Source organism: Rossellomorea sp. KS-H15a (assembly GCF_024195245.1).
GTDB classification, from domain to species: domain Bacteria; phylum Bacillota; class Bacilli; order Bacillales; family Bacillaceae_B; genus Rossellomorea; species Rossellomorea vietnamensis.
Window position 1 is genome coordinate 1,181,600 of record NZ_CP096886.1, and the last position, 21,230, is coordinate 1,202,829.

A 21,230-nucleotide genomic window follows, 5' to 3' on the forward strand; every position below is an offset into this window, starting at 1 on the left:
CAAGGAAAATTGGAAGGAAACTCATGAAACAGATTTACACCTATTTTCCAAATCAACTATACTCAAATAAATGAATGTGATGGGAGATGGGGAAATCGTGCGAAGAATGACTTTTATGTTCCTAACGGGCTCTTTACTCTTTGCAGGGTGTTCGAATACAGAACAAGCTGATGCATACACCGTGAAGGAAGCGACTGACAATGGTGACACGATCGTGGATGAAGAAGGGGAAGTAACCAATCTGGACAAATTATTGCGTTTCGTAGACGGAGTAGAGGAGAAAAAAGAATCTGAAGTGACGGTATCCAACTTTTTCAACAACCAGATAAGTGTGAATGAAATAGCGTACGATGGAAGTAAAGTGAATTATGTATTGAAGACCGGGGCCGGGGAAGAAAAGAGGAGTGCGGTTTGCGACGGAATCGAAGAAAGGAGCGGGTTCATCTCTTTGAAAGGGTGTGACGGAGAAGAGGATTCCATCGGGCTCGTTCAGGTCTCGGAATATAAAATAAATAAGGCCAAGGCTTCGATGAAAGAATGAACAAAAGCATCCAGAACCGGATGCTTTTTTTGCGTATTTGGAAGGGATTTCTATATTGATAGCCGAATGAAGAAGAGAGTCATCGGTTTGGAGGTGAAGGCAGGTGCAGGAAGGCAGGATTGGGGTGCAGATCAAGGAACTGCGAAATCATTTCGGGATATCCCAGCAGGAGCTCTGCAAGAATATTTGCAGTCAATCGTTTATAAGCAGGATTGAAAGCGGCGATCTTTCTCCGTCGGCGGGCCTATTGTATCGATTATCCATGAGGCTTGGGGTGGATATGAATTATTTCCTTGAAAGCGTCTATGTTCCCCGCATAGACTATGTACAGGAGGTTCTCCTGCAATTAAGCGAGTCCTTAAAGAAGAAGAACTATGAGCAGATTAAAGAATTGGTCAATCATGAGCGGGGCAACCCTCTTTTTGTACATGGTGGGAACAGGCAGCAGCTGCTTTGGTATGAAGCGATCTATTTTTATAAAATTCACGATGACTTCCATGGGGCCTTAATGCTTCTGGATGAGGCACTCTCCATGAGGCATACCACTTTAAAGAGTCACTCCGAGAAGGAAATCGAAATCTATTTAACGAAGGCGAATATACATACTGAACGAAAGGATCTGAATAAAGCACATTCCATGTATAAAGACATCCTGACTTATATCAATCGGCTGCCTGTCATCCGGGATAAGGAATTATTGATCAAGGTGTATTACAACTATTCCCGTTCCTTGTATATGAATGGAGAGTTGGAGGAATCACTTCTATTTGCTCAAAACGGAATCAGGGAGTGCCGTGAAAATAGAATCCTCTACGGTATGGGAGAGTTATATTTTCAAATGGGGAGGGTGTATAGGGATCATTCAGAGAATGAACTTTCCACAGGCTATTTTGAAAAAGCAAGAATGGTGTCTCAATTGATGGAAGATGAAGACCTGGAGAGAATGTCTGAATCACAGATGGAGCTTGTAAGGGAGAGGGAGTTGTGTCTACGGGAGGTTCCATTCCGATATCATAAATAGGAGGGGATCTGATGAATGCAAGAAAAGAAGTACAGACGATAAACTGGACCCTGTTTGGAGTGATGACATTAGCTGGTCTCGTTTCTGCCGGGAGCACCCTCACCAAATTAAAAAACTTAACACCGGAACAAGAAACAGAGGGACAATCGAGATTTCGAGTTCAGTGGGAACAGCCAGAGACCATCTTCGCTTTGATTCTGGGGTGCATTACCCTTCTCCTTATTCTCGGATGGAAGAAGCTGTTTCCTTTTAATGTTCCACTTGCGATGATAGTGGGTGGGGTATGGTATGCCTTTTTATTTCAAGTGACGACCGTTGGATGGGTTGGTCTGATCGGGTTCGTGGGCTTACTCATTGCCATGGTGGCAGGGTTATTGATGATCATTATTTATGCGTTCGGTGCACGAAAGTGGGGATTGAGGCGTCGCGAAGAATGAACCAAAAAAAGGGCCTGATCACAGCCCAAAAGTAACCATTTTATCACTACCGTCCCCCCGTCCAAAACTTCAAATGATTGGACTGCCCACGACAATACGCCTCATACCCTTCGTTTTTATGGGTATCATAGCAATCCCCTGTTAAGTACCCTTGTGAAAAATATCTCTCCTTAATACTGCCCACGATGACAACTCCCATCATGAACGAAAAGGGAATCAAAACGAATAACCAAACCATCAGTAGAACCTCCTTTTTTAATAGGAAAAGCAGGTGAACTTCCAACTCTTGTCATATCTATTACTATCGTATCATATATGATATGGAAAAATATAGATAATCATTCTGGGTAAGGCATTCCTTTTGTCCTCCGCATACCTCAAGATATTACCGAATATGATTTTTAACAGGACGGTCCTATCCGCAGGCCATCTGGTATATAATGAATCTATCACCTTCAGGAGGTACATATGAAACAGCAAAACTATGAAAATCACAGCAAGGTCGATCCGGTGTTTCATGTAGGGATCGCCCTGTCAGCCCTTGTCACCCTTATTTTGACGATTATATTTTTCGTGAAGAATGTGGGCACGGAGACATTGCTTAGCTTTATCGTTCTCCTAGTCGTGATCACATTGATCCTGGTCGGGGTGAGGCTCCGGACGTATGCCCTTCAGGTGCAGGATCGTGTTATCCGTACGGAAGAGCAATTCCGTTATTATCGGTTAACAAGTAAAGACCTTGACGGTCGACTATCCCTGAAGCAGATCATCGCACTCAGGTTTGCTCCGGATGAAGAATTTCCGGTGCTGGTCGAACGGACACTGGCGGAAAACTTAACACCCAATGAGATTAAAAAAGCTGTGCAGAACTGGCGTGCAGATCATCATCGCGTATAAACAACAAGGATTGGACCGCTCATTCATGGGCGGTTACGTTTTTTTAGAAGGAGGCTCGTTATGCCGAACGAAATCATGGTGGATGTGAAAGAGTTAGTGAAAAGATATGGTTCCTTTACGGCGGTGAAGGGAGTCCGCTTTCAGGTGGAGAAGGGGGAAATCTTCGGATTGCTCGGGCCGAACGGGGCCGGGAAGACGACGACGATCGAGATGCTCGTGGGACTCCGGAAGCCGGACGCGGGGACGGCAAGCTTAGCCGGATTTGACGTGAAAAAAGATGTGAATAAAGTGAAGGAAGTGATCGGGGTCCAGCTTCAGTCCACCTCGCTGTTTGAACTGCTCAAGGTGGAGGAGATCCTCCATTTATATGCGAGCTTTTATCCGAAGAATGTGGACATCAATCAATTGATTGAGGACATGCTGCTGACGGAGAAGCGGAAGGACCGGATCAAGGGACTGTCAGGTGGCCAGAAGCAGCGTCTGGCGATTGCCCTGGCCCTGATTCATGACCCAAATATTGTGTTCCTCGATGAACCGACAACGGGATTGGATCCTCAGGCAAGGAGGACGCTTTGGGATATTGTGCTTCGACTCAAGGAGCGGGGAAAGACGGTGATCCTATCGACTCACTATATGGATGAAGCCCATGTTCTCTGCGACCGTATCGGCATCATGGACCAGGGGGAGCTGATCGCCCTCGATACGCCGACGAATCTTGTGAAAACGTTGCAGTCAACGAGTACGATCGAATTCCATCTGGAGAATCCTCCTGAGCAAGTTTGGTTCATGAAGATGGATGGAGTGGAAGATGTCGCCATCAAGGATACATTCGTCCAGCTTTACACCGATGAGCTGCAAAGGGCGTTGACTTCCCTGATTACCTTGTCGACAGAGCATGATTTGAAGATCGAGGACCTCCAGACGCGTCAGGCGACGCTCGAGGATGTCTTCATTCATATGACAGGAAGGAGGCTGAGGGAATCATGAGAGCGTATTGGCAGCTGACACTGGCACAATTACGGATTTTTGCACGAAACAAGCAAGTATTATTCTTTACCCTGCTTTTCCCGGTCATCCTGATGGTTGCCCTCGGTTCATTCGCAGGGGGAGGGGACTCGGTTTCGCTCTCGGTAGGGATGGTCGACAATGATCAAACCGATTCCTCAAAGGATTTAAAGGACTTATTCTTAAAAAATGATGGAATCGAAACAGCAAAATTTGATGACATCAAAACGGGGAAAAAAGCCGTGAAAAATGGCGATATCCAGCTTCTGATCACAATCCCGAAAGGATACGGTGAAAACGTGACGGCAAGGGAAGAACCATTTTCGATTCCCGTTTACTATAACGAAAAGAACCTGGCGACCGCTGAGCTTGGACTTACAGTTGTGAATGGGATCATCGATCAATACAGTAAGGACCTTGTCGATTACAAGCCTGTCGTGACGGTGGAAAAAGTCGGGATCGAAGCATTGAACATTCGCTATGTCGACTTCCTTGTTCCCGGGATTGTCGCCATGATGATCATGAGCAACAATATGAACGGGGTGGCCGGTCAGATCTCAGCGTGGCGGGAGCGTGGAATCCTCCGCCGTATGCAGGGGACGAGACTGAAGGCCTCTACCTTCATCGCGGCTCAGATCACGGCCCGCCTGATGCTGAACGGGACGCAGGCACTCCTGGTCGTATTGATTGCCGATCTTATTTTTGACATCAACGTGGCCGGCTCGTGGTTTGCAATGATTTTCTTCATCATCCTCGGGACCCTGGCGTTTATGTCCCTCGGCTTCATCATTGCGGGGATGGCAAAGAATCCGGAAAGTGCGGGGCCGATTGCGGGCTTCGTGACGTTCCCTATGCTGTTTCTAGGCGGGGTGTTCTTCCCGATCAACGATATGCCGGACATCATCCAGCCTATCGTGAAGGTCTTGCCGATCGCTCACCTCAGTTCCGCACTGCGGGAGACGATGAATCTCGGGACACCGTTCCTGGAGCTTGGGACGGAAACCTTGATTCTTGGAGCGTGGCTCGTTGGTGGGTTTGCTTTAGCCAGTTATGTGTTTAAGTGGGAATAGAAAAAAAGTCCAATCGGACCAACCCGATTGGACTTTTTTCATGCCCTTTTCTCCAAATCCTTCGCCGTCTCACTCATCTCCACGTCGCTTCCTTCTTTATAGGTTCCGAACAACACATCGACAAATGGGGTGGAGACCCCGTACCAATAGTTCTCATTCTTATAATGATGGAGGATATGGGTCTTTTTAAGCCAGCGGCCGAATCGCGTCTTCGGCATCATTGGACGGTGAGCGATATAGTGCTTCCATTCGTATACAAAGAACATGAAGAGAATCCCGGTGGTGAAAGCAAGGGTGAATGACATCGAACCGGTCAGGAAATAAAATAACAGACACAGGACAAAGAGGTTGGGTGCGCTGTACCAGATTGGCAGAAAGAGGAGCTTCAAGTCATTCGGCTTCTTATGGTGATCATAGTGCAGGCGCTTGATTAAATACAGTAGAAAAGGATTCTTCGGTGCCTTGATATGAAAGAGGAAGCGGTGGGTGAGGTATTCGCTGAACATGTAGGTGACGATCCCGACAGCGAAAAATAAGAGACTGAATAACGAAAGCTTCATCGTGACCAAAAATCCTAGCACCACTAAAAAAATGCACGCCATCACTAAAATATCAAAGTGTAAAAAGAAATCCCGATACAATCGATTCTCCTTCATTTCTCCGTGCCTCCATTCATTTTTTGATTCCAAAGCGTAATGCTTGTTTCCATCATGTCCCGGATGGTTTGCCCGGCTTGTTGGATGTCCCCGGCCAATATCCATTCCAGAAGTCTGTTGTAATAGTCACGTGAAGCGGTCCTGTGTTCGGATTCTGAGAAGTACTTCTCTGCCATCCTGATATAAATATCCTTAAAGCTGTTCAGGATCAAGAGATAAATGGGGTTCGGCGACAGCATGGCGGCCCCGTGCTGGATCTGCCAGTCGAATTCCGCATAGGCATTGGCTTCGTCCGGGATATCCTCGAACGAGGCAAAGAGGGAAACAACTTTCAGCCTGCTGTTCTCCAAGGCATCCTTGAAATAAGCAGGTGTTATCGAGACCCGCAGCTGTAGCATATGGACGATGAATTCATCCGGAATCTCCTCCTCGTGCTGCAGGATGGTGACAATCGTCATCAAGTTCCCCTGCTCCCAGTAATCATTCACGATAGCAGGCATCCCTTTGCGTCCGGTGATCCAACCGTCCCTTTCCAGTCGCTGCAGGGCTTCGCGGATGGTGGGGCGGCCGACTTTGTATTGAGCAGCCAATTCCCTCTCAGATTGAAGAGGTTCCTGCACCTCAAGAGATCCTGCCAAAATGGATCGTGTAATGTCCCGAGCGATGAGATCCGAAGAACGTTCTTTCATGTAGGTACCTCCTAATTGGTAAGACCAATTTTTATTATGGTAATACCATTATATGATTTTAGTAGATGTATTTGTCAATAAATTCTGAAATTTAAAATTAATTTTCAACACCTTATTTCTTGACTACAAGTAGTTGACCCCCTAAACTATAAAATAGAATAATTAGTTTAGGGGGTCAACTAGTTGGATAAGCGGTTAATTGAAGCAGTCGAGCTGTTCGAGGATGTGATGGTATTCGGAACAGATCGGGTGTTGAAGAATGTAAAGGCTGATGTGTGGCAGGAATATTCACCTGAACAGATTCAGGTGCTGAAGCTTGTTAATAAAAACGGCCCGCTTGCAGGGGGTGTGATCGCCGAGCTCCAGGGGGTTCATAAAAGTGCGATTTCGAACCGTTTGAAGAGGCTTGAAGAGAAAGGGCTCATCGAAATTGTAAAGGCAGAAGGAGATCAGCGAAGCAAGCTTGTATGCCTCACGGAGGATGGGCAGAGGGTCGTAACCGAGTCCGATCAAGCGGTCTATGCCTATATCGAAGACTTATTCGCCGATCACGTGAAGGACGAGGAGCTGGATCAATTCCTGACGATGTTCAGGAAAATCAGATCGATTTTGAAATTGGAGGGTGAAAAAGGATGAAATCCATCATCAAATTCAAGTGGCCGGTTACCATCGGCCTTCTTATTATAACGGTTTTATTGTTTATGATTTCGCCCAACCTGTCGAAGCAGGCAGAAGATGCTGGGACGTTCCAACTCCCTGAAGATGCCGCGTCAAAGAAAGCGATGGAAATGCTGAATGACGCCGGGGCAGGGGAGGAAACGATATCCCTTGTGTATTCACTGGACGAAAAATTGACGGATTCAGCGAAGAAAGACATTGCGTCAAATGTAGATGAACTGAAAGAGCTTGGGGACCCGGTCAGTTCCGTCCTCGATCCGTTTGAAAGCGAGGAACTGGAAGCCCAGCTTGTCTCAAAAGACAAAAAGACCGTCCTTGTTCCGATCACCGTTGACGGAACACAGGAGGAAGTGGTGGAGCTTGCTGATTCCATTAAATCAGACATCCTGAAAGGCGAGTCATCCGTTTACCTGACGGGGGAAGCCATCATCAATAATGATGTCAACCTAAGCGCGCAGGAAGGATTGAAACGGACGGAAATCATTACGGTCGTGCTGATCTTTGCCCTGTTATTAGCCGTATTCCGTTCGATTGTCACCCCATTGATTCCGTTAGTGGCCGTTGGGATCACCTATTTACTCAGTCAATCAATCGTCGCATTTTTCATCGATTGGTTCGGCTTTCCCGTATCAAACTACACGCAGATCTTCCTTGTGGCCATTCTGTTCGGGATCGGGACGGATTATTGCATCCTGTTACTGAGCCGGTTCAAGGAAGAGCTGGGTGCAGGTCAGCCCATCAATGAGGCGATCATCCGCACGTATAAGACCGCGGGACGTACGCTTTACATAAGCGGTCTCGCCGTGTTCATCGGGTTCTTCGCCATCGGGTTTGCCGATTTCCCAATCTTTAAATCAGCTGTAGCCGTGGCGGTGGGGATCGCGGTTCTGTTATTGGTGTTAAGCACCGTCATGCCGTTCTTTATGGCGACCTTAAAGGAAAAATTGTTCTGGCCTTCGAAGAAATCCGTTTCTCACAATGACAGTAAGTTATGGGCATGGATGGGCAAGCTTTCCGTCAATCGTCCACTGTTGTCCATGGCAGTGGTGGCGGTTATCACCGTTCCACTTTTATTCACATACGACGATGCCCTGTCCTTCAATACGGTGGATGAAATCGGGGACAGCTATGATTCAGTAAAAGGTCTACAGGCGATTGAAGATGGATTCGGTCAAGGGGATTCCCTTCCTGTCCAGGTTCTGCTTTCAAGCGAGGAGAAGCTTGTGACCGAGGATGCCGTCCCTTATGTAGAAAAATTGAGCCGTGAGCTTGCAAAAGTCGACGGGGTGAAGAGTGTACGTTCCATCACACGTCCTGCCGGGGATGCGATAGAAGAATTCAATGCGGACTACCAGCTTGGAAAGATTGCTGAAGGTGTGAACGGAGCGGCTGACGGGCTCGACCAGGCCGTAAAAGGACTCAGCCAGCAGGCAGCCTTAGCAGGTCAGGGTCAGGCGCCTCAACAGGGAGCACCAAATCCACTGGATGGATTGAACCAGATCACAGGTGGATTGAAGCAGGCCGGAGATCAACTTCAGGGGATGAGTGACAGCGAGACTATCCGCGATACCGGGTTATACTTACCACCGGGTACATTGGAAAATAAAGAATTTGCCCAAGTGATCGACCGGTATTCTTTTGGAGAAGAAAAAGGGTTGAAGCTTGAAGTCATCCTGTCCGATAATCCGTATTCACCGGAAGCCATCGACACCGTGGACCGCATCAATGAAACGACGGAACGGGTCATCAAGGATACGCCTCTTGAAGATACCGAGGTCGCCATCGGAGGAGTCTCAAGCATCAACCGGGATCTGAGTGATATCTCGACGAGTGACTTCACCCAGACGGTGACGATCATGCTCATCAGTTTGTTTGTGGTCCTGGCAATCCTGTTCCGATCCTTCATCATGCCGCTTTACATGATCGGATCCCTGCTACTGACGTACTTCACGTCTGTTGCCGTAGCTGAGTGGATCTTCGTAGAGGGACTTGGATATGACGGCATCAGCTGGGCCGTTCCGTTCTTCGGATTCGTTATGCTCGTGGCCCTCGGGGTCGACTATTCGATCTTCCTCATGGATCGTTTCCGTGAACAGTCGGCAGGAGGCATGACGGTGACCGATGCCATCAAAGCATCGATGGCGAAGATGGGAACCGTCATCATCACCGCGGCCATCATCCTCGCAGGTACATTTGGGGCCATGGTGCCGTCAGGGGTACTCAGTCTCGTGCAGATCGCGACAATCGTCATAACCGGACTGCTTCTGTATGGACTGATCGTCCTGCCACTATTGATACCAGCGATGGCCGTGTCCTTCGGTAATGGAGTGTGGTGGCCGTTCCGACCGAAGAAGGAAAAGTAGATGGAGAGCAGCCCGTTCTATTAGTGAACGGGCTGTCTTTTGAGTAAAAGACTAGTTTTGGTAAAAAACAGGCGGAATACTCTGAATTTTAGTTCGATTAATAGGAAAAAATATTTTTCTGGAAAACTAATCAGAATCTCTACTGATGTTGTCGGGTTTCCCTTTGACATATAAGGGTTCAGAGGGTGTGGAGGTACTTCCAAACCTTTATCACCAAGCATTCATGACACTATTTTCACTTTTGTTTTTTCACAAAATAGTTTATAATAATCAGATAATACTAGATATTTTACCCTATGAATCATTATAATAGAAGATGGTATGGTTTTTTTTAGACACATGAAGGTGCTGGATTGAAAGCGCCTGCAAATATAGTGGATGAGGAAGGTTATAATGAGCAGCTTACAGAAGAAAACAGATGTTATCTTAATTGGTGCTGGTGTCATGAGTGCGACTTTAGGAGTGATCCTGAAAGAGTTGGCGCCGGAATGGGAAATCACAGTGTTTGAAAAGCTCGCGAAGCCTGGGGAAGAAAGCTCGAACGAATGGAATAATGCCGGAACCGGACATTCTGCACTATGCGAGCTCAACTATACATCCGAAAAGCCCGATGGATCTATAGACATTACGAAAGCAATCAAAGTCAATGAACAGTTCCAACTTTCAAGACAATTCTGGTCTTATCTCGTCAACCGCAATCTGATTGGTCAACCACAGGACTTCATCATGCCGATCCCGCATATGAGCATGGTTCAAGGTGAAGAAAATGTGGAATTTCTGAAAAAACGTTTGGAAGCGCTATCAGCGAGTCCTCTCTTCGAAGGCATGGAATTCTCTGATAATCCGGAAAAATTGATGGAATGGATTCCTCTGATCATGGATGGCCGCGAATCGGATGAACCGATCGCAGCGACAAAGATCGATTCAGGGACGGACGTCAATTTCGGGGCGCTGACCCGCAAAATGTTCGACTATTTGAGTAATAAAGGCGTCGAGATCAACTACAACCATAGTGTGGAAGATATCAAACGCAAATCCGACGGGTCATGGGAAGTAAAGGTCCATGATATCGACGGCATCAAGATGGAATATCATACGGCGAAGTTCGTCTTCATAGGCGGCGGTGGCGGAAGTCTTCCGTTACTCCAGAAAACAGGTATCCCTGAGTCGAAGCAGATCGGTGGATTCCCGGTATCAGGACTCTTCATGGTGTGTAATAACCCTGAAGTCATCGAAAAGCATCACGGGAAAGTGTACGGGAAAGCCAAGGTCGGAGCTCCTCCGATGTCGGTTCCTCATCTTGACACCCGATACATCGATAACAAGAAATCCCTTCTGTTCGGACCATTTGCCGGATTCTCACCGAAGTTCCTGAAGACGGGTTCGAATATGGATTTGATCACATCGGTCAAACCGAATAACCTTTTCACCATGCTTGCTGCAGGCGTAAAGGAAATGGGATTGACCAAATACTTGATCCAGCAGGTTCTCCTGTCCAATGAAAAACGCATGGAAGAATTGCGCGAATTCATCCCGAACGCCAAGAGCGAAGACTGGGATATCGTCGTAGCCGGCCAGCGTGTGCAGGTCATCAAGGACACCGAAGCAGGCAAAGGAACCCTTCAGTTCGGTACGGAAGTGGTCAGCTCCGCTGATGGCTCAGTCGCAGCCCTGCTTGGTGCGTCTCCGGGTGCTTCCACAGCCGTTCACGTCATGCTGGAGGTATTGGACAAATGCTTCCCGCAGCACATGAAAGAGTGGGAGCCGAAGATCAAGGAAATGATTCCTTCCTATGGAGTGGCATTGGGTGAAAATCCTGAGCTCTTCAGGGAAATCCATACGTCAACTGCGAAGGCGTTGGGTTTGAGGGATAAAGAGGTTGCGTATAGTTAAGTGAATGAATGGAATGCCCTGTGGATGCAGGGCATTTTTTTATCGAAATATTGTTTTAAGGAGAAATACATCATGATCGTAATTGGAATTCTAGCACTCATCACCCTTTTCTCCATTGAACTACAGGTGAGGAGAATGAATAAATCAAATGAACGGGTTGTTGAGTTGTTGGAGGAAATGAAGGAAAAGAACATGTAGAAAAGGAAAAGGGGTGCAATGTTGAAAACGAATCTAATTATCGTCGAAGGAATACCAGGGTCAGGCAAGTCGACCACGGCCCATTATATTAAAGAGCATTTGGAGAAAGAAGGGGTAAAGGTCAAGCTCTTTCAAGAAGGAGACACCAGTCATCCTGCTGATTATGAATCGACCGCCTGTTTAAATGAGGGGCAGTTTAATACCATTCTTGAAAAATTTCCTGAACATGAGGAGAGTATCAAAGGGGATGCCCAGAAGAAAGGCGATCACTATTTTATTTCGTACCGTCATTTTCTAGATACGGATCCTGCTCTTGTTGAATACCTGGCTTCTTATGATGTCTACGAGTTGGATTTGGATACGTTCGAAGACGTCTCCTATCATTATTGGAAGGAATTCGTGGAAGAAGCGGCATTCGGCGATGACGTGTACATATTTGAATGCTGTTTCCTGCAAAATCCGTTTACCAAGTTCATCGCCATGCATAATGCGGAACCAGAGAGGCTTGAGAACCATTTAAAGAAAATCAGTTCGTTGATCTCACCATTGAATCCTCTGCTGATTTATTTTTATCAGGAAAACCTGGATCAATCCTTCCATCATGTATATGAAGAGCGCAGTCAGGAGTGGCGTGAGTTCTTCACGGATTATCATGTGAATCAAGGGTATGGAAAAGAGAATCGGTTGAAGGGATATCGAGGGCTTGTGGAGTTTCTTGAGATGCGCAGGGATTTGGAGTTGCGGATTCTTGAGGCGTTGCCGGTTATGCATATGCTTATTGAGAATGGAGAAAAGGACTGGGATCTTTATTATGAAAAAATGAAGGAAGCGATCAAGTAGCTGGAGGGAAAGGTTTGTTCTTATTATTCTTAATTGTGACAGCCTCCATCATCGGATTCTTTTTGATTCCATTGCACGTATTTGGGCTTGTTATTGGTTTTGGGATCATCACGGGTTGTCTGGTGAGAGGGTTGTACCTATTGCATGAGATTAATAGTAAGTTAGATAAATAGAACAATGAAGGACAGTAGGCGGCTCGAATGGGGGCTGTCTTTATTTGTGTTCTTACCATTAATTTGAAATAATTACATTATAAGGTCGTTAAAGGAGGGATGGATATGAATCATATAGTCGACAGGTTGAGGGGGATGAATGTGGAATTTCTGGGCATGAAGGAAATCAGCGGTGTCCACGCGGGGAATATTTTTAGAATCGATGCTTTAAGTGAAGATGAAAGAGTCCAATACATCTACAAAGAATTTGCGGATGAACGAAATCAGGAAGTAGAGATTCATAGAAACATAACAGACATTGTCGATTCCTTCAGTAAGGTCGTTCGCGTATGGGGTGATCCGCCACAAGCGATGCTGATGTGGGATTTGGGGTCTCCGATAAAAGAAGGATTTGATGTATTGTCTTTAGAGGAAAAAAAGAGAACAATGGGTCATATTGTCACAAGATTAACTTCTCTTCATTGTGTGGAACCCGTTCAAACCAAGCTTCCTGACCACCAATTAAGCTCAGAATGGAAGAATTGGTGCTTAGATCAGCTGGGCAAGTTATGCTCAAGAAAATCGTGGGCCAGTCCACGATGGGAGAGAACAATCCAGGAAGCATATGAGCGACTGGATATCCCACATTATCAATCGAAATGTCCATCCGTCATAACCCACGGGGACCCCCATCTCGAAAATGTTTTTTATAAGGATAACGAGGTCTGGTTCATCGATTGGGAATGGGCAGCCATCGGGTCTCCCTTAAGGGACGTGACGATCTTGATGCAGGATATATATGACGATGCCCTGATTGCCTATGTCCCTGAATACTACCTGCAATGCATGAGGGAACGGGGGGGAACTTGGGATAATGAGGATTTTTGGAGTGATCTGAGCCATCTATACATAGACCATTTGACGATGATGCTTGCTTGGGAAGTGGAGAAGTTTTTTCAGGGGCATCTGTCCGAAAAGAAGATTCGCGGAATCATAGAGTGGAAGATTGGGGAGATTGAACGGGTAAGAAAAGAGTTAGAGATGAAGGGGTTGAATGGAAGGATATGAATAAAAAGCCAAAAGTAATGGTGCTCGGAACATTCCATATGCGCTATACACCCGATCTTCAAAGGGTGGAGCTCGATGATGTATTGATGAATGATAGACAAAAGGAAATCAGGGAAGTCGTCAACAGTTTGAAAGAGTTCAAGCCTACCAAAATAGCATTGGAAGTTGAGAAGGAGAAGGATGAATCCCTTAATGAAGAGTATCAAAAGTATTTGAACGATCATTTGTCGTTAGAGGTAGATGAGATTCATCAGTTTGGGTTTAGGACCGCATCTGAATTGGGACATGAGCGACTATATGCCATCGACTGGATGGAGAGTGTCGGCAACATGGGATTGGGACAGGTCATGGAGTGGGCGAAGGAAGAGCAGCCGGAAATGTATGAGTACATTAATGAAACATACCGTCCGAAACTTCACTTAAACATCGATCCCCCCGATATTTATGAAATGGTCAAGAAATGCAATTCAGAATCGAGGATCAAGCTCGACCACGAAATGTATATGGCAATCGCCCGTATCGGGAAAGGAGACGAATTATGTTGGGATCGATTGGGTGAGATGGTGGTACCAACGGAATTTAATCATATACTCGAACCTCGCTGAGATTACCTCTTCACCTGATGACCGGACACTGTTGATCATCGGGGCGGGGCATGTTCACTTAGTGACTCAGTTTTTGGAGGAGAGCGGGTTGGTGGACGTGGTTTCTCCTAATGGTTATATGCGCTAGCTGAAAATAAAAAAGAGGTGAAACGGATGAATGATCAATTCAATAAACACTTCATGCTAGAAAAGGTAAGGGATGGGATTTATGCCGCAATTTCAAAACCAGGTGGCGGGGCAGTTGCCAATGCAGGGTTTGTAAATTTAGGCGATGGAGTAATCGTGTTTGATACGTTTAACACGCAGCAGGCGTCAAAGGCGTTGAGAGAAGCCGCTGAAAGAATCACGAAACAGAGTATCACGTGGGTTGTAAATAGCCATTATCACGGAGATCATATCCGCGGCAATCAAACGTTTAAGGACATTTCTATTCTTTCAAGCGAGACCACCTTAGAAAAAATGAAGGAAATCCATCCTTCCCGAATAGAGAAACAGAAAGCGGATATTGACGGACTCTCTAAATATATTGAATCTCTGGAAAAGCAGCTTCATGAATCAGGAGACTCAACCCTTCAAGATCAAGTGAGCTTTTTACATGAAATGAAACGGTCTTTACCTGACCTTGAGTTGACTTTGCCCAACGAAACATTTATGGAAGAGAAGAATATACAGGGAACAACGAGAACCGCAAAACTATTTACGCTGGGAGGGGGGCACTCCTTTTGTGATAGCATGCTTTATCTTCCGGAAGATAAAGTGATCTTTATGGGGGATTTGGTATTTGTTCAATGTCACCCAACATTTTTTGATGAAACCGATTCAAGAAAATGGATGGATATTTTACGAGAAGTAAAGAAGTTGGATATTGAAACAGTCATTCCGGGACACGGCAAAATAGGGACGAAAGAGGATATTGATACAATGATTCTTTATTTGACACACCTCTTATCTGTTCAACATAAAGAAAGTGCTGAAATCCCTCCTCTTTATAAAAATTGGGCTTCTCCAGGGGTATACTTTCAGAATATTAAACGTGTGAAGAGCAAAAAGGGGACTTCCGTACATGAATAGAGAAATGATGGTACCGATTAATAACTTCAAACTATACGCCAAACTAACAGGTAAGAAAAACAATAAACCGACGGTGGTGATGGATGCCGGCTACGGGGATTATTCGAAAGTCTGGGATTCAGTGATCGGGGAGCTATCAGAAATAACAGAAGTGCTGGTATACGATCGTGCAGGGCTTGGGAGGAGCGAGAAGAGTCCAAATCGGAGGACGAGCCTCGAGATGGTAAAAGAGATGAAGGAACTTCTAAGCATCCTGGACATCAAACCTCCATATCTTTTTGTTGGCCACTCTTTCGGTGGAGTGAATGTGAGTGTATATGCTCATGAATATCCTGAAGAGGTGGCGGGCTTGGTGCTGGTTGACTCAACTCCAGTGAATTATAGGGAACGCTTCCTTCCTACGATGACGAGTGATTTCCAGGAAGCATATCGCAAGCAATTTGTACGAGAAGGCAATTACGAAGAATTTATGGAAAGCCTGGGGATATTAAAAGAATATGAGGAGACTTTAAGTATGCCGGTTCTAGTACTTTCCGCTGGTAAAAAAGATCATTATTCAGAAGCATCCCAGGAATTGTGGAATGACATGCAGAGGGAATTGGCGTTGATTTCTTCTAAGGGTGAATATGTGCTTGCCAAGAATAGCGCTCATTATATTCAAAGGGATGAACCACAGGTGGTGATAAAGGCGGTTGAAAAGCTGATAGAACTTCATTCTGACGAAAAAGTTGAAACCATCTCTGCCATAAATACGTAAAGTAAGAAAAACCAACGGAGGTGCAACCATGTACGAATACACATACGTCCAAACCAGTCTGGGCGGATTTTTCTCCGAGCCTAAGCATAGGGAAATCATCGAGGAGTATGCCTCTGACGGGTGGCGACTCGTCCAAGTGCTTCCACTCAGGTACAACGGAAACGGAAAACCGACGGATTATGAGATCATTTTTGAAAGATCGTTGTCTTAACAAAAGCGGATTTCTCACTTAGAGAGATCCGCTTTTGATTAGGGTGAGATTTTCGAATTGACGGATTTGATCGCTTGATTTAGTTCCGTCAGATCGACTTCTCCTGATTGGGTATCTTTCAGATGGTACTTTTGTTTCAGGTTGATGATTCTTGTTACGCTTTCATCGATTCGCTCCTCTGAGATTTCTCCATTTTTAACGGCCGATTTCAGTGCTTCCATGGCTGTCACTGCCTTTTGAGCATCGTGGGCGATGAGGATCAGGTCGCTGCCGGCTTTGACGGATAGCACCGCAGCTTCTCCCATTCCGTAGTTGTCCGCCACGGCTTTCATGGTCATATCATCGGTGATGACGACACCCTTGTAGTTTAGTCTCTTTCGTAAAAGATCCGTCACGATGGCCTCCGATAGTGATGAAGGATAGGTGTCATCGAGTTTGGGAAGCAGGATATGTGCGACCATGATGAGGTCGGCTCCGTCATCGATGGCTCGCTTGAAGGGGATCAGTTCCAGAGACTCGAGTTCTTGCCGGCTCTTGTTGACTACGGGAAGTGCCAGATGTGAATCGACGGATGTGTCTCCGTGGCCAGGGAAGTGTTTGATCGATGAGAGGATATTCTGGGATTGAATCCCTTTCATCGTCTGGATCCCCAGTTCGCTGACGATATCAGGGTCCGGGCTGAAGGAGCGGTCGCCGATGATCGGATTATCCGGATTGCTGTTCACGTCAAGGACAGGTGCGAAGTCCAAATTGAACCCGAACTCTTTCAGTCCTTTACCGAGAATGGTGCCGACCTCATAGGAAACGTCGGGGTCGTTCGCGTTCCCGATTTTTTGATTGGTAGGGAAGTGCTCGAGTCCTCCGGGGAGTCGCGTCACATTCCCGCCTTCCTCATCGACGCTCAACAGGAGAGGGAGGGGGTTATCGGCGTTTGCTTCTTTCAATTGATTCAGAAATTGGACGGTTTGCTCCGGTTCCTTCAAATGGTCAGAGAAGAAGATGAATCCGCCGACCTTGTACTTCTGGATCAGATTTTTCGTCGGCTCATCCATTTGGGTTCCATTGACGCCGGCTACGAGCATCTGACCGATTTTTTCATCAAGGGTCATATCTGAGATCAGGGAACCGGCGTCACCCTCTCGATCTTTGCCCCCGATCGGATTAATGGCGAAATAGGATAGAATGAATACAAGGATCATGACGATCAAAAGGGAATAACCAATCTTATTTTTCGACATATCATTTGTTCCTTTCAATGTTGGATACTTGGTATCATTCTGTTCGTATCTGACGTACGGTAAACGGAAAAATAGAAAAAGACCCGGTGTGAACGGGTCTTTTCTATGATTATTTAATTCAATTTGTCGAAAAATCTTTGCGACCTACACATCATCACACCTGAAACACCCACACCACAATCGGCCCAAACACCGAACCTAACAGGGCACTCAGCGTCATGGATACGGAGCTCATGGAGACGGTCAACTCCCCATATTCCATCGCTTTCGACGTACCGAGGGCGTGGGATGCGCTGCCTAAGGCGATCCCGCGTCCGAGTGAGCTGTGGATGCGGACCATTTTCAGAATCATCGGTCCGAGGATCACGCCTGAGAATCCGGCGATCATGACGAAGACGACGGTCATGGCGGGGACGCCACCAAGACCGGATGCAATCTGGATAGCAACGGGTGTCGTGATCGATTTCGGCACGATGGACAGGATCAATTCATGGTCGACGCCGAGAACCCGTGCAAACAGGAGTCCGCTCACCATTCCGGTCAAGAGTCCAGCGAAGACGCCTCCGATGATCGGTAAGCGATACTTCATCAGGATCTTCCGCTGTTTATATAGGGGATAGGCCAAAGCGACGACGGCGGGACCAAGCAGGGAGTGAATCCATTTCCCTCCGATCATGTATTCATCATATGGAATATGCATAGAAATCAGCAGTCCGACGATCACAATCGTGGTGGTGAGGACAGGAATCAATACGGGATACGAGAACCGTTGATACACCTTCACCATGGCAAAATAAAGGACGGCGGTGAGGGTGATGATCAGGATTGCGATCAGTGCTTGCTGCATGCTTGTTCCCTTCTTTCAGATCGTTTTTCTAAGTGCTGACTGGCAAAACCGGATACGGCCATGGTCACAACCGTGCTTACAACGACAATGAGAAAGAGCATGGCACCGGTTCCTGATAAAAGAGCGGGGTAGTTCATGACCCCGGTCATGGCCGGGATGAATAACAAAGGCAGGATGGCGAGTAAAAAACTTGCTCCGTCCTCCACGATGATCACGGGGACCACTTTCAACGACAGGCATGCAAGAAGCAGGATCAGGCCGATGATGCTTCCGGGTATCGGAAGGTGGAGGAGATGCTCTACGGCTCCGCCTATAAATGAAAAGGCATAAAGAATGCCAATTTGGATGATGATTCGAATGATTTTCATAACGCAGGACCTCCCGACAGGAAGCCCTTTTTCCCACCTTTCAATGAAAACGCTTTACTTTTCCTGGGATTACTTGTACGATACAACTATATACTTGTATTATACAAGTACCTGCAGTGTTGTCAATGAATCTGTCAGGTTGATTGACGTAAGAAGGAGGGATTCCTATGTCCAAAGAGAACGCAGTTGAACGGATTGAATATGAATTGACCACCCTAATTCGAAAGGCGGTCTTCCGGGATCAGTCTGAGCGGAAAATCGGGATATTGGAGAGGGCGGCCTATCTTTTGATGAGACAGTTAGATGAAGGTGGGCCATCACGGCTGAAGGAATTGGCCGAAGCGTTCCAACTTGATATTTCAACATTATCCAGACAGGCGGCTGCCCTTGAATCAAAGGGGCTCATCCAGCGGTTTTCAGACCCTGGTGACGGACGTGTAAGCTTATTTGATCTTACTGAGCTGGGCAAGGAAAAGCTCGCTCTCGACAGCCACATGAGACTCGAATGGTATGAGGGACTCCTTGAAGGCTGGTCCGAAGAAGAGAAGAGAATGTTCGGGGAACTGTTGGTCCGGATGAACGGTGCGTTTGACGAATAAAATAGGTCCGCTTTCTGTTGTTTTCACACATAGGAAGGCGGATTTTTTTGTCGAAAAATAATCGTTGACCTTGGAAATATCTAACAGTAAAATAAAAATTGATCAATCAATCATTTTTGAGTAAAGAAGGGAGAACAACATGTCACGAGAGGAAAAGATGATGAAAAAGAGAGCGGCGATCCTGGGAGCAGCCGTGAAAACATACAGCGAAAACGGATTTGCCGAAACGACCATTTCGGCCATTGCGAAGGAGGCGGGGGTCAGCTTCGGATCCGTGTTCACATACTTTGCTACAAAGGAAGTGCTCTTTGAAGCGGCGATCCTTGAGCCTCTGGAGGAGATTAAGCCCTATTTCAGTGAAATAGAGGAACGGTACAGTGGGAATCCGATGGAGATGGTCAGGAACATGATCGACTGTCAGCTGGATGTGTTTGCGAGGAATAAGGATTTCCTTCGCCTTTCCCAGCAGGTATTGGCGAGACCGGACCGGTATCCCGTCTTGTTCGCAGAATTGAGTGCCTTTGTCGATGTGTTTGCAGAACGCATTTATCCTGTCATTGAAAGGGGACAGAAGGAGGGATGCTTCTATGAAGGGTCGCCGGTGCTGATGGCTCAATCGTATATTTCTTTATTGAATGGGCTGAGATTGACCTTCATCGATGACCATACGAATCTGATCTGGAGCAATATGAAGATACAGGCACTGCGGTTATTCGGCCCTGTGACGGAAGGGTGGGAGTCTTGATGAGGATACGCGATATTCATCCGAACCTGAAATTACGGCTTGCCATGCAGTTCCTCGGGGGACTTGTGTCCATGGCCGTCATTCCGTTCATGGCTATTTATTTCGCCCAGAAGATCGGCGCGACCCAAACCGGGATCATCTTGGTCCTGATTGTCATCAGCGGAATCATCGGCGGCTTTATTGGCGGGCATATTTCCGATAAGATCGGACGCAGGAAGATTATGATTTTGGCCGAAATCGGAATCATGGTGACGTACTTCTTCATTGCCCTGTGCAATTCACCGTGGTTCGATTTGCCGTATGTAACAGCGGCGTTCTTCGTTCTCAATATGTTTGCCGGCGGGATGTTCCAGCCTGCCGCACAGGCGATGATCATCGATGTGACGGATTCGGATTCACGGAAGCTTGTTTTCACTGTCAGCTACTGGCTCGGAAATCTCGCGACGGCCATCGGAGGCATCATCGGAGCGTTTCTATTTAAAGCCTATCTGTTTGAATTATTCCTTGGGATCACAGGAATCACACTCCTGTCCGTACTGATCACCATTTTCTTCATCTCAGAAACCTACACACCTGAACCCGCCACCAATGAAACCACTTCTTCATCCAACAGGATGGTTCAAAGCTATTCAACCGTTTTGAAAGATAAACTATTCATGATGTATATCCTCGGGGCTGTTTTCATTCTCACCTTGGAGCAATCCCTGACCAATTACGTGGGAATTCGCCTTGAGAGGGATATCCCCGAGCAGCAAACTTCTCTCTTAGGCTTTGACTTCACGCTTGACGGGACGAGGATGCTCGGATTCCTGCGGACGGAAAATACGTTGATTGTCGTACTCTTATCCGCGGTCGTCCTCATTCTGTTCAAAAAGTGGAGGGACCGCTGGACGCTTGTGATGGGAATGTTCATCTTTACCCTTTGTTTCAGTGCCTTTGCTTTTACGAATAATATAGTATTCCTTTTTATCCTTGGCTTTGTCGGGACGTTCGGGGAGCTCATGTATGTGCCGATCAAGCAGGCGATGATTGGGGACTTGGCTCCGTCCAATGCCCGCAGTACGTACATGGCCTTTTACAGCCTGACCTTTTATGGCGCCATGATCATTGCTTCCTTGCTTATCATTGTAGGGGAATGGGTGAGTCCGCTGATGATGGGAGGCATTCTGTTGCTCCTCGGGATGATCGGGACTTTCATGTATCATCTGATCATGAAAACATTGGAAGCGAAAGCGGTGCCGGAAGTCGAAGTGAAGGCATCGGTTTCTTCTTGATAACGAG

Annotated in this window: 25 protein-coding genes and 1 pseudogene; 20 read left to right on the forward strand and 6 right to left on the reverse strand. The window is 46.6% G+C overall.

Annotated elements, in window-relative coordinates:
• The first annotated feature begins 106 nt into the window (after nt 1-106).
• The 4 genes from M1J35_RS05850 (at nt 107) to M1J35_RS05865 (ending at nt 1,999) form a co-directional block, all read left to right on the forward strand.
• Nucleotides 107-541, forward strand: coding sequence for a hypothetical protein (locus tag M1J35_RS05850; RefSeq protein WP_254652992.1), 435 nt, complete (start codon nt 107-109; stop codon nt 539-541).
• A gap of 66 nt (nt 542-607) precedes the next feature.
• The gene (locus M1J35_RS05855) at nt 608-757 is read left to right on the forward strand and encodes a hypothetical protein (RefSeq protein ID WP_254652993.1); all 150 of its coding nucleotides are present in this window, start codon (nt 608-610) and stop codon (nt 755-757) included.
• Nucleotides 726-1,562 (forward strand): helix-turn-helix domain-containing protein, encoded by an 837-nt coding sequence (locus M1J35_RS05860; protein WP_371928742.1) that lies wholly within the window; start codon nt 726-728, stop codon nt 1,560-1,562. Before M1J35_RS05855 ends, M1J35_RS05860 begins: the two co-directional genes overlap by 32 nt.
• Nucleotides 1,563-1,573: 11 nt before the next feature.
• The gene (locus tag M1J35_RS05865) at nt 1,574-1,999 is read left to right on the forward strand and encodes an RND transporter (protein WP_254652995.1); all 426 of its coding nucleotides are present in this window, start codon (nt 1,574-1,576) and stop codon (nt 1,997-1,999) included.
• Between the two features lie 46 nt (nt 2,000-2,045).
• Here M1J35_RS05865 and M1J35_RS05870 read toward each other — a convergent pair whose 3' ends face one another.
• Nucleotides 2,046-2,237, reverse strand: coding sequence for a hypothetical protein (locus tag M1J35_RS05870; RefSeq protein WP_224521373.1), 192 nt, complete (start codon nt 2,235-2,237; stop codon nt 2,046-2,048).
• A gap of 230 nt (nt 2,238-2,467) precedes the next feature.
• Between M1J35_RS05870 and M1J35_RS05875 the strand changes: the two genes are divergently transcribed.
• The 3 genes from M1J35_RS05875 to M1J35_RS05885 are packed head-to-tail and all read left to right on the forward strand — an operon-like array spanning nt 2,468 to nt 4,971.
• Nucleotides 2,468-2,896 (forward strand): DUF6526 family protein, encoded by a 429-nt coding sequence (locus tag M1J35_RS05875; RefSeq protein ID WP_254652996.1) that lies wholly within the window; start codon nt 2,468-2,470, stop codon nt 2,894-2,896.
• Between the two features lie 60 nt (nt 2,897-2,956).
• Nucleotides 2,957-3,883, forward strand: a complete 927-nt coding sequence (locus M1J35_RS05880) for an ABC transporter ATP-binding protein (RefSeq protein WP_254652997.1) — start codon at nt 2,957-2,959, stop codon at nt 3,881-3,883.
• Complete coding sequence (locus M1J35_RS05885; protein WP_254652998.1) at nt 3,880-4,971, forward strand: ABC transporter permease; 1,092 nt, start codon at nt 3,880-3,882, stop codon at nt 4,969-4,971. Before M1J35_RS05880 ends, M1J35_RS05885 begins: the two co-directional genes overlap by 4 nt.
• Nucleotides 4,972-5,009: 38 nt before the next feature.
• Here the strand turns inward: M1J35_RS05885 and M1J35_RS05890 are convergent, their stop codons facing one another.
• Both M1J35_RS05890 and M1J35_RS05895 read right to left on the reverse strand, forming a co-directional pair.
• Nucleotides 5,010-5,627, reverse strand: a complete 618-nt coding sequence (locus M1J35_RS05890) for a sterol desaturase family protein (protein WP_254652999.1) — start codon at nt 5,625-5,627, stop codon at nt 5,010-5,012.
• Complete coding sequence (locus tag M1J35_RS05895; RefSeq protein WP_254653000.1) at nt 5,624-6,316, reverse strand: GntR family transcriptional regulator; 693 nt, start codon at nt 6,314-6,316, stop codon at nt 5,624-5,626. The genes M1J35_RS05890 and M1J35_RS05895 overlap by 4 nt, the downstream gene beginning before the upstream one ends.
• 183 nt (nt 6,317-6,499) lie before the next feature.
• Here M1J35_RS05895 and M1J35_RS05900 point away from each other — a divergent pair, with 183 nt between their 5' ends.
• The 10 genes and pseudogenes from M1J35_RS05900 to M1J35_RS05940 all read left to right on the forward strand — a co-directional run bounded on the left by M1J35_RS05900 (nt 6,500) and on the right by M1J35_RS05940 (nt 16,152).
• Nucleotides 6,500-6,952, forward strand: coding sequence for a MarR family winged helix-turn-helix transcriptional regulator (locus M1J35_RS05900; RefSeq protein ID WP_060671363.1), 453 nt, complete (start codon nt 6,500-6,502; stop codon nt 6,950-6,952).
• The gene (locus M1J35_RS05905) at nt 6,949-9,357 is read left to right on the forward strand and encodes an MMPL family transporter (RefSeq protein WP_254653001.1); all 2,409 of its coding nucleotides are present in this window, start codon (nt 6,949-6,951) and stop codon (nt 9,355-9,357) included. The genes M1J35_RS05900 and M1J35_RS05905 overlap by 4 nt, the downstream gene beginning before the upstream one ends.
• Before the next feature lie 393 nt (nt 9,358-9,750).
• The gene (locus tag M1J35_RS05910) at nt 9,751-11,250 is read left to right on the forward strand and encodes a malate:quinone oxidoreductase (RefSeq protein WP_224521366.1); all 1,500 of its coding nucleotides are present in this window, start codon (nt 9,751-9,753) and stop codon (nt 11,248-11,250) included.
• 72 nt (nt 11,251-11,322) lie between these two features.
• On the forward strand, nt 11,323-11,448 hold the full coding sequence (locus M1J35_RS22680) for a hypothetical protein (RefSeq protein ID WP_256503986.1): 126 nt from the start codon (nt 11,323-11,325) through the stop codon (nt 11,446-11,448).
• 18 nt (nt 11,449-11,466) lie between these two features.
• Nucleotides 11,467-12,288, forward strand: a complete 822-nt coding sequence (locus M1J35_RS05915; protein WP_254653002.1) for a P-loop NTPase family protein — start codon at nt 11,467-11,469, stop codon at nt 12,286-12,288.
• A gap of 278 nt (nt 12,289-12,566) precedes the next feature.
• On the forward strand, nt 12,567-13,508 hold the full coding sequence (locus M1J35_RS05920) for a phosphotransferase family protein (protein ID WP_254653003.1): 942 nt from the start codon (nt 12,567-12,569) through the stop codon (nt 13,506-13,508).
• A gap of 86 nt (nt 13,509-13,594) precedes the next feature.
• Nucleotides 13,595-14,240, forward strand: a pseudogene (locus tag M1J35_RS05925) (DUF5694 domain-containing protein).
• 26 nt (nt 14,241-14,266) lie between these two features.
• The gene (locus M1J35_RS05930; RefSeq protein WP_254653004.1) at nt 14,267-15,184 is read left to right on the forward strand and encodes an MBL fold metallo-hydrolase; all 918 of its coding nucleotides are present in this window, start codon (nt 14,267-14,269) and stop codon (nt 15,182-15,184) included.
• Nucleotides 15,177-15,941: an alpha/beta fold hydrolase gene (locus M1J35_RS05935; RefSeq protein WP_254653005.1), complete on the forward strand. Its 765-nt coding sequence runs from the start codon at nt 15,177-15,179 to the stop codon at nt 15,939-15,941. The genes M1J35_RS05930 and M1J35_RS05935 overlap by 8 nt, the downstream gene beginning before the upstream one ends.
• Nucleotides 15,942-15,969: 28 nt before the next feature.
• Nucleotides 15,970-16,152, forward strand: a complete 183-nt coding sequence (locus M1J35_RS05940; protein WP_254653006.1) for a DUF4177 domain-containing protein — start codon at nt 15,970-15,972, stop codon at nt 16,150-16,152.
• Between the two features lie 38 nt (nt 16,153-16,190).
• Here the strand turns inward: M1J35_RS05940 and nagZ are convergent, their stop codons facing one another.
• The 3 genes from nagZ to M1J35_RS05955 form a co-directional block, all read right to left on the reverse strand.
• Nucleotides 16,191-17,390, reverse strand: a complete 1,200-nt coding sequence (gene nagZ / locus M1J35_RS05945; RefSeq protein WP_371928712.1) for a beta-N-acetylhexosaminidase — start codon at nt 17,388-17,390, stop codon at nt 16,191-16,193.
• A gap of 154 nt (nt 17,391-17,544) precedes the next feature.
• Nucleotides 17,545-18,237, reverse strand: coding sequence for an LrgB family protein (locus tag M1J35_RS05950; protein ID WP_254653007.1), 693 nt, complete (start codon nt 18,235-18,237; stop codon nt 17,545-17,547).
• Nucleotides 18,222-18,605, reverse strand: coding sequence for a CidA/LrgA family protein (locus M1J35_RS05955; protein ID WP_254653008.1), 384 nt, complete (start codon nt 18,603-18,605; stop codon nt 18,222-18,224). Before M1J35_RS05955 ends, M1J35_RS05950 begins: the two co-directional genes overlap by 16 nt.
• 167 nt (nt 18,606-18,772) lie before the next feature.
• On the opposite strand from M1J35_RS05955, the gene M1J35_RS05960 reads away from it, so the two are divergent.
• The 3 genes from M1J35_RS05960 to M1J35_RS05970 all read left to right on the forward strand — a co-directional run bounded on the left by M1J35_RS05960 (nt 18,773) and on the right by M1J35_RS05970 (nt 21,223).
• A complete protein-coding gene (locus tag M1J35_RS05960) occupies nt 18,773-19,204 on the forward strand; it encodes a MarR family winged helix-turn-helix transcriptional regulator (RefSeq protein WP_254653009.1) in 432 nt (143 codons plus the stop codon).
• 139 nt (nt 19,205-19,343) lie between these two features.
• Nucleotides 19,344-19,949, forward strand: a complete 606-nt coding sequence (locus M1J35_RS05965; RefSeq protein ID WP_254653010.1) for a TetR/AcrR family transcriptional regulator — start codon at nt 19,344-19,346, stop codon at nt 19,947-19,949.
• Nucleotides 19,949-21,223, forward strand: a complete 1,275-nt coding sequence (locus M1J35_RS05970; protein ID WP_254653011.1) for an MFS transporter — start codon at nt 19,949-19,951, stop codon at nt 21,221-21,223. Before M1J35_RS05965 ends, M1J35_RS05970 begins: the two co-directional genes overlap by 1 nt.
• Nucleotides 21,224-21,230 lie beyond the last annotated feature (7 nt).

Excerpts from the sequence above, each read along its gene's own strand:
- M1J35_RS05850 (WP_254652992.1), top strand. The coding sequence starts at position 107 with ATGACTTTTATGTTCCTAACGGGCTCTTTACTCTTTGCAGGGTGTTCG.
- M1J35_RS05855 (WP_254652993.1), top strand. The coding sequence starts at position 608 with ATGAAGAAGAGAGTCATCGGTTTGGAGGTGAAGGCAGGTGCAGGAAGG.
- M1J35_RS05865 (WP_254652995.1), top strand. The coding sequence starts at position 1,574 with ATGAATGCAAGAAAAGAAGTACAGACGATAAACTGGACCCTGTTTGGA.
- M1J35_RS05870 (WP_224521373.1), bottom strand. The coding sequence starts at position 2,237 with ATGGTTTGGTTATTCGTTTTGATTCCCTTTTCGTTCATGATGGGAGTT.
- M1J35_RS05875 (WP_254652996.1), top strand. The coding sequence starts at position 2,468 with ATGAAACAGCAAAACTATGAAAATCACAGCAAGGTCGATCCGGTGTTT.
- M1J35_RS05880 (WP_254652997.1), top strand. The coding sequence starts at position 2,957 with ATGCCGAACGAAATCATGGTGGATGTGAAAGAGTTAGTGAAAAGATAT.
- M1J35_RS05885 (WP_254652998.1), top strand. The coding sequence starts at position 3,880 with ATGAGAGCGTATTGGCAGCTGACACTGGCACAATTACGGATTTTTGCA.
- M1J35_RS05890 (WP_254652999.1), bottom strand. The coding sequence starts at position 5,627 with ATGAAGGAGAATCGATTGTATCGGGATTTCTTTTTACACTTTGATATT.
- M1J35_RS05895 (WP_254653000.1), bottom strand. The coding sequence starts at position 6,316 with ATGAAAGAACGTTCTTCGGATCTCATCGCTCGGGACATTACACGATCC.
- M1J35_RS05905 (WP_254653001.1), top strand. The coding sequence starts at position 6,949 with ATGAAATCCATCATCAAATTCAAGTGGCCGGTTACCATCGGCCTTCTT.
- M1J35_RS05910 (WP_224521366.1), top strand. The coding sequence starts at position 9,751 with ATGAGCAGCTTACAGAAGAAAACAGATGTTATCTTAATTGGTGCTGGT.
- M1J35_RS22680 (WP_256503986.1), top strand. The coding sequence starts at position 11,323 with ATGATCGTAATTGGAATTCTAGCACTCATCACCCTTTTCTCCATTGAA.
- M1J35_RS05915 (WP_254653002.1), top strand. The coding sequence starts at position 11,467 with ATGTTGAAAACGAATCTAATTATCGTCGAAGGAATACCAGGGTCAGGC.
- M1J35_RS05920 (WP_254653003.1), top strand. The coding sequence starts at position 12,567 with ATGAATCATATAGTCGACAGGTTGAGGGGGATGAATGTGGAATTTCTG.
- M1J35_RS05930 (WP_254653004.1), top strand. The coding sequence starts at position 14,267 with ATGAATGATCAATTCAATAAACACTTCATGCTAGAAAAGGTAAGGGAT.
- M1J35_RS05935 (WP_254653005.1), top strand. The coding sequence starts at position 15,177 with ATGAATAGAGAAATGATGGTACCGATTAATAACTTCAAACTATACGCC.
- M1J35_RS05940 (WP_254653006.1), top strand. The coding sequence starts at position 15,970 with ATGTACGAATACACATACGTCCAAACCAGTCTGGGCGGATTTTTCTCC.
- nagZ (WP_371928712.1), bottom strand. The coding sequence starts at position 17,390 with ATGTCGAAAAATAAGATTGGTTATTCCCTTTTGATCGTCATGATCCTT.
- M1J35_RS05950 (WP_254653007.1), bottom strand. The coding sequence starts at position 18,237 with ATGCAGCAAGCACTGATCGCAATCCTGATCATCACCCTCACCGCCGTC.
- M1J35_RS05955 (WP_254653008.1), bottom strand. The coding sequence starts at position 18,605 with ATGAAAATCATTCGAATCATCATCCAAATTGGCATTCTTTATGCCTTT.
- M1J35_RS05960 (WP_254653009.1), top strand. The coding sequence starts at position 18,773 with ATGTCCAAAGAGAACGCAGTTGAACGGATTGAATATGAATTGACCACC.
- M1J35_RS05965 (WP_254653010.1), top strand. The coding sequence starts at position 19,344 with ATGTCACGAGAGGAAAAGATGATGAAAAAGAGAGCGGCGATCCTGGGA.
- M1J35_RS05970 (WP_254653011.1), top strand. The coding sequence starts at position 19,949 with ATGAGGATACGCGATATTCATCCGAACCTGAAATTACGGCTTGCCATG.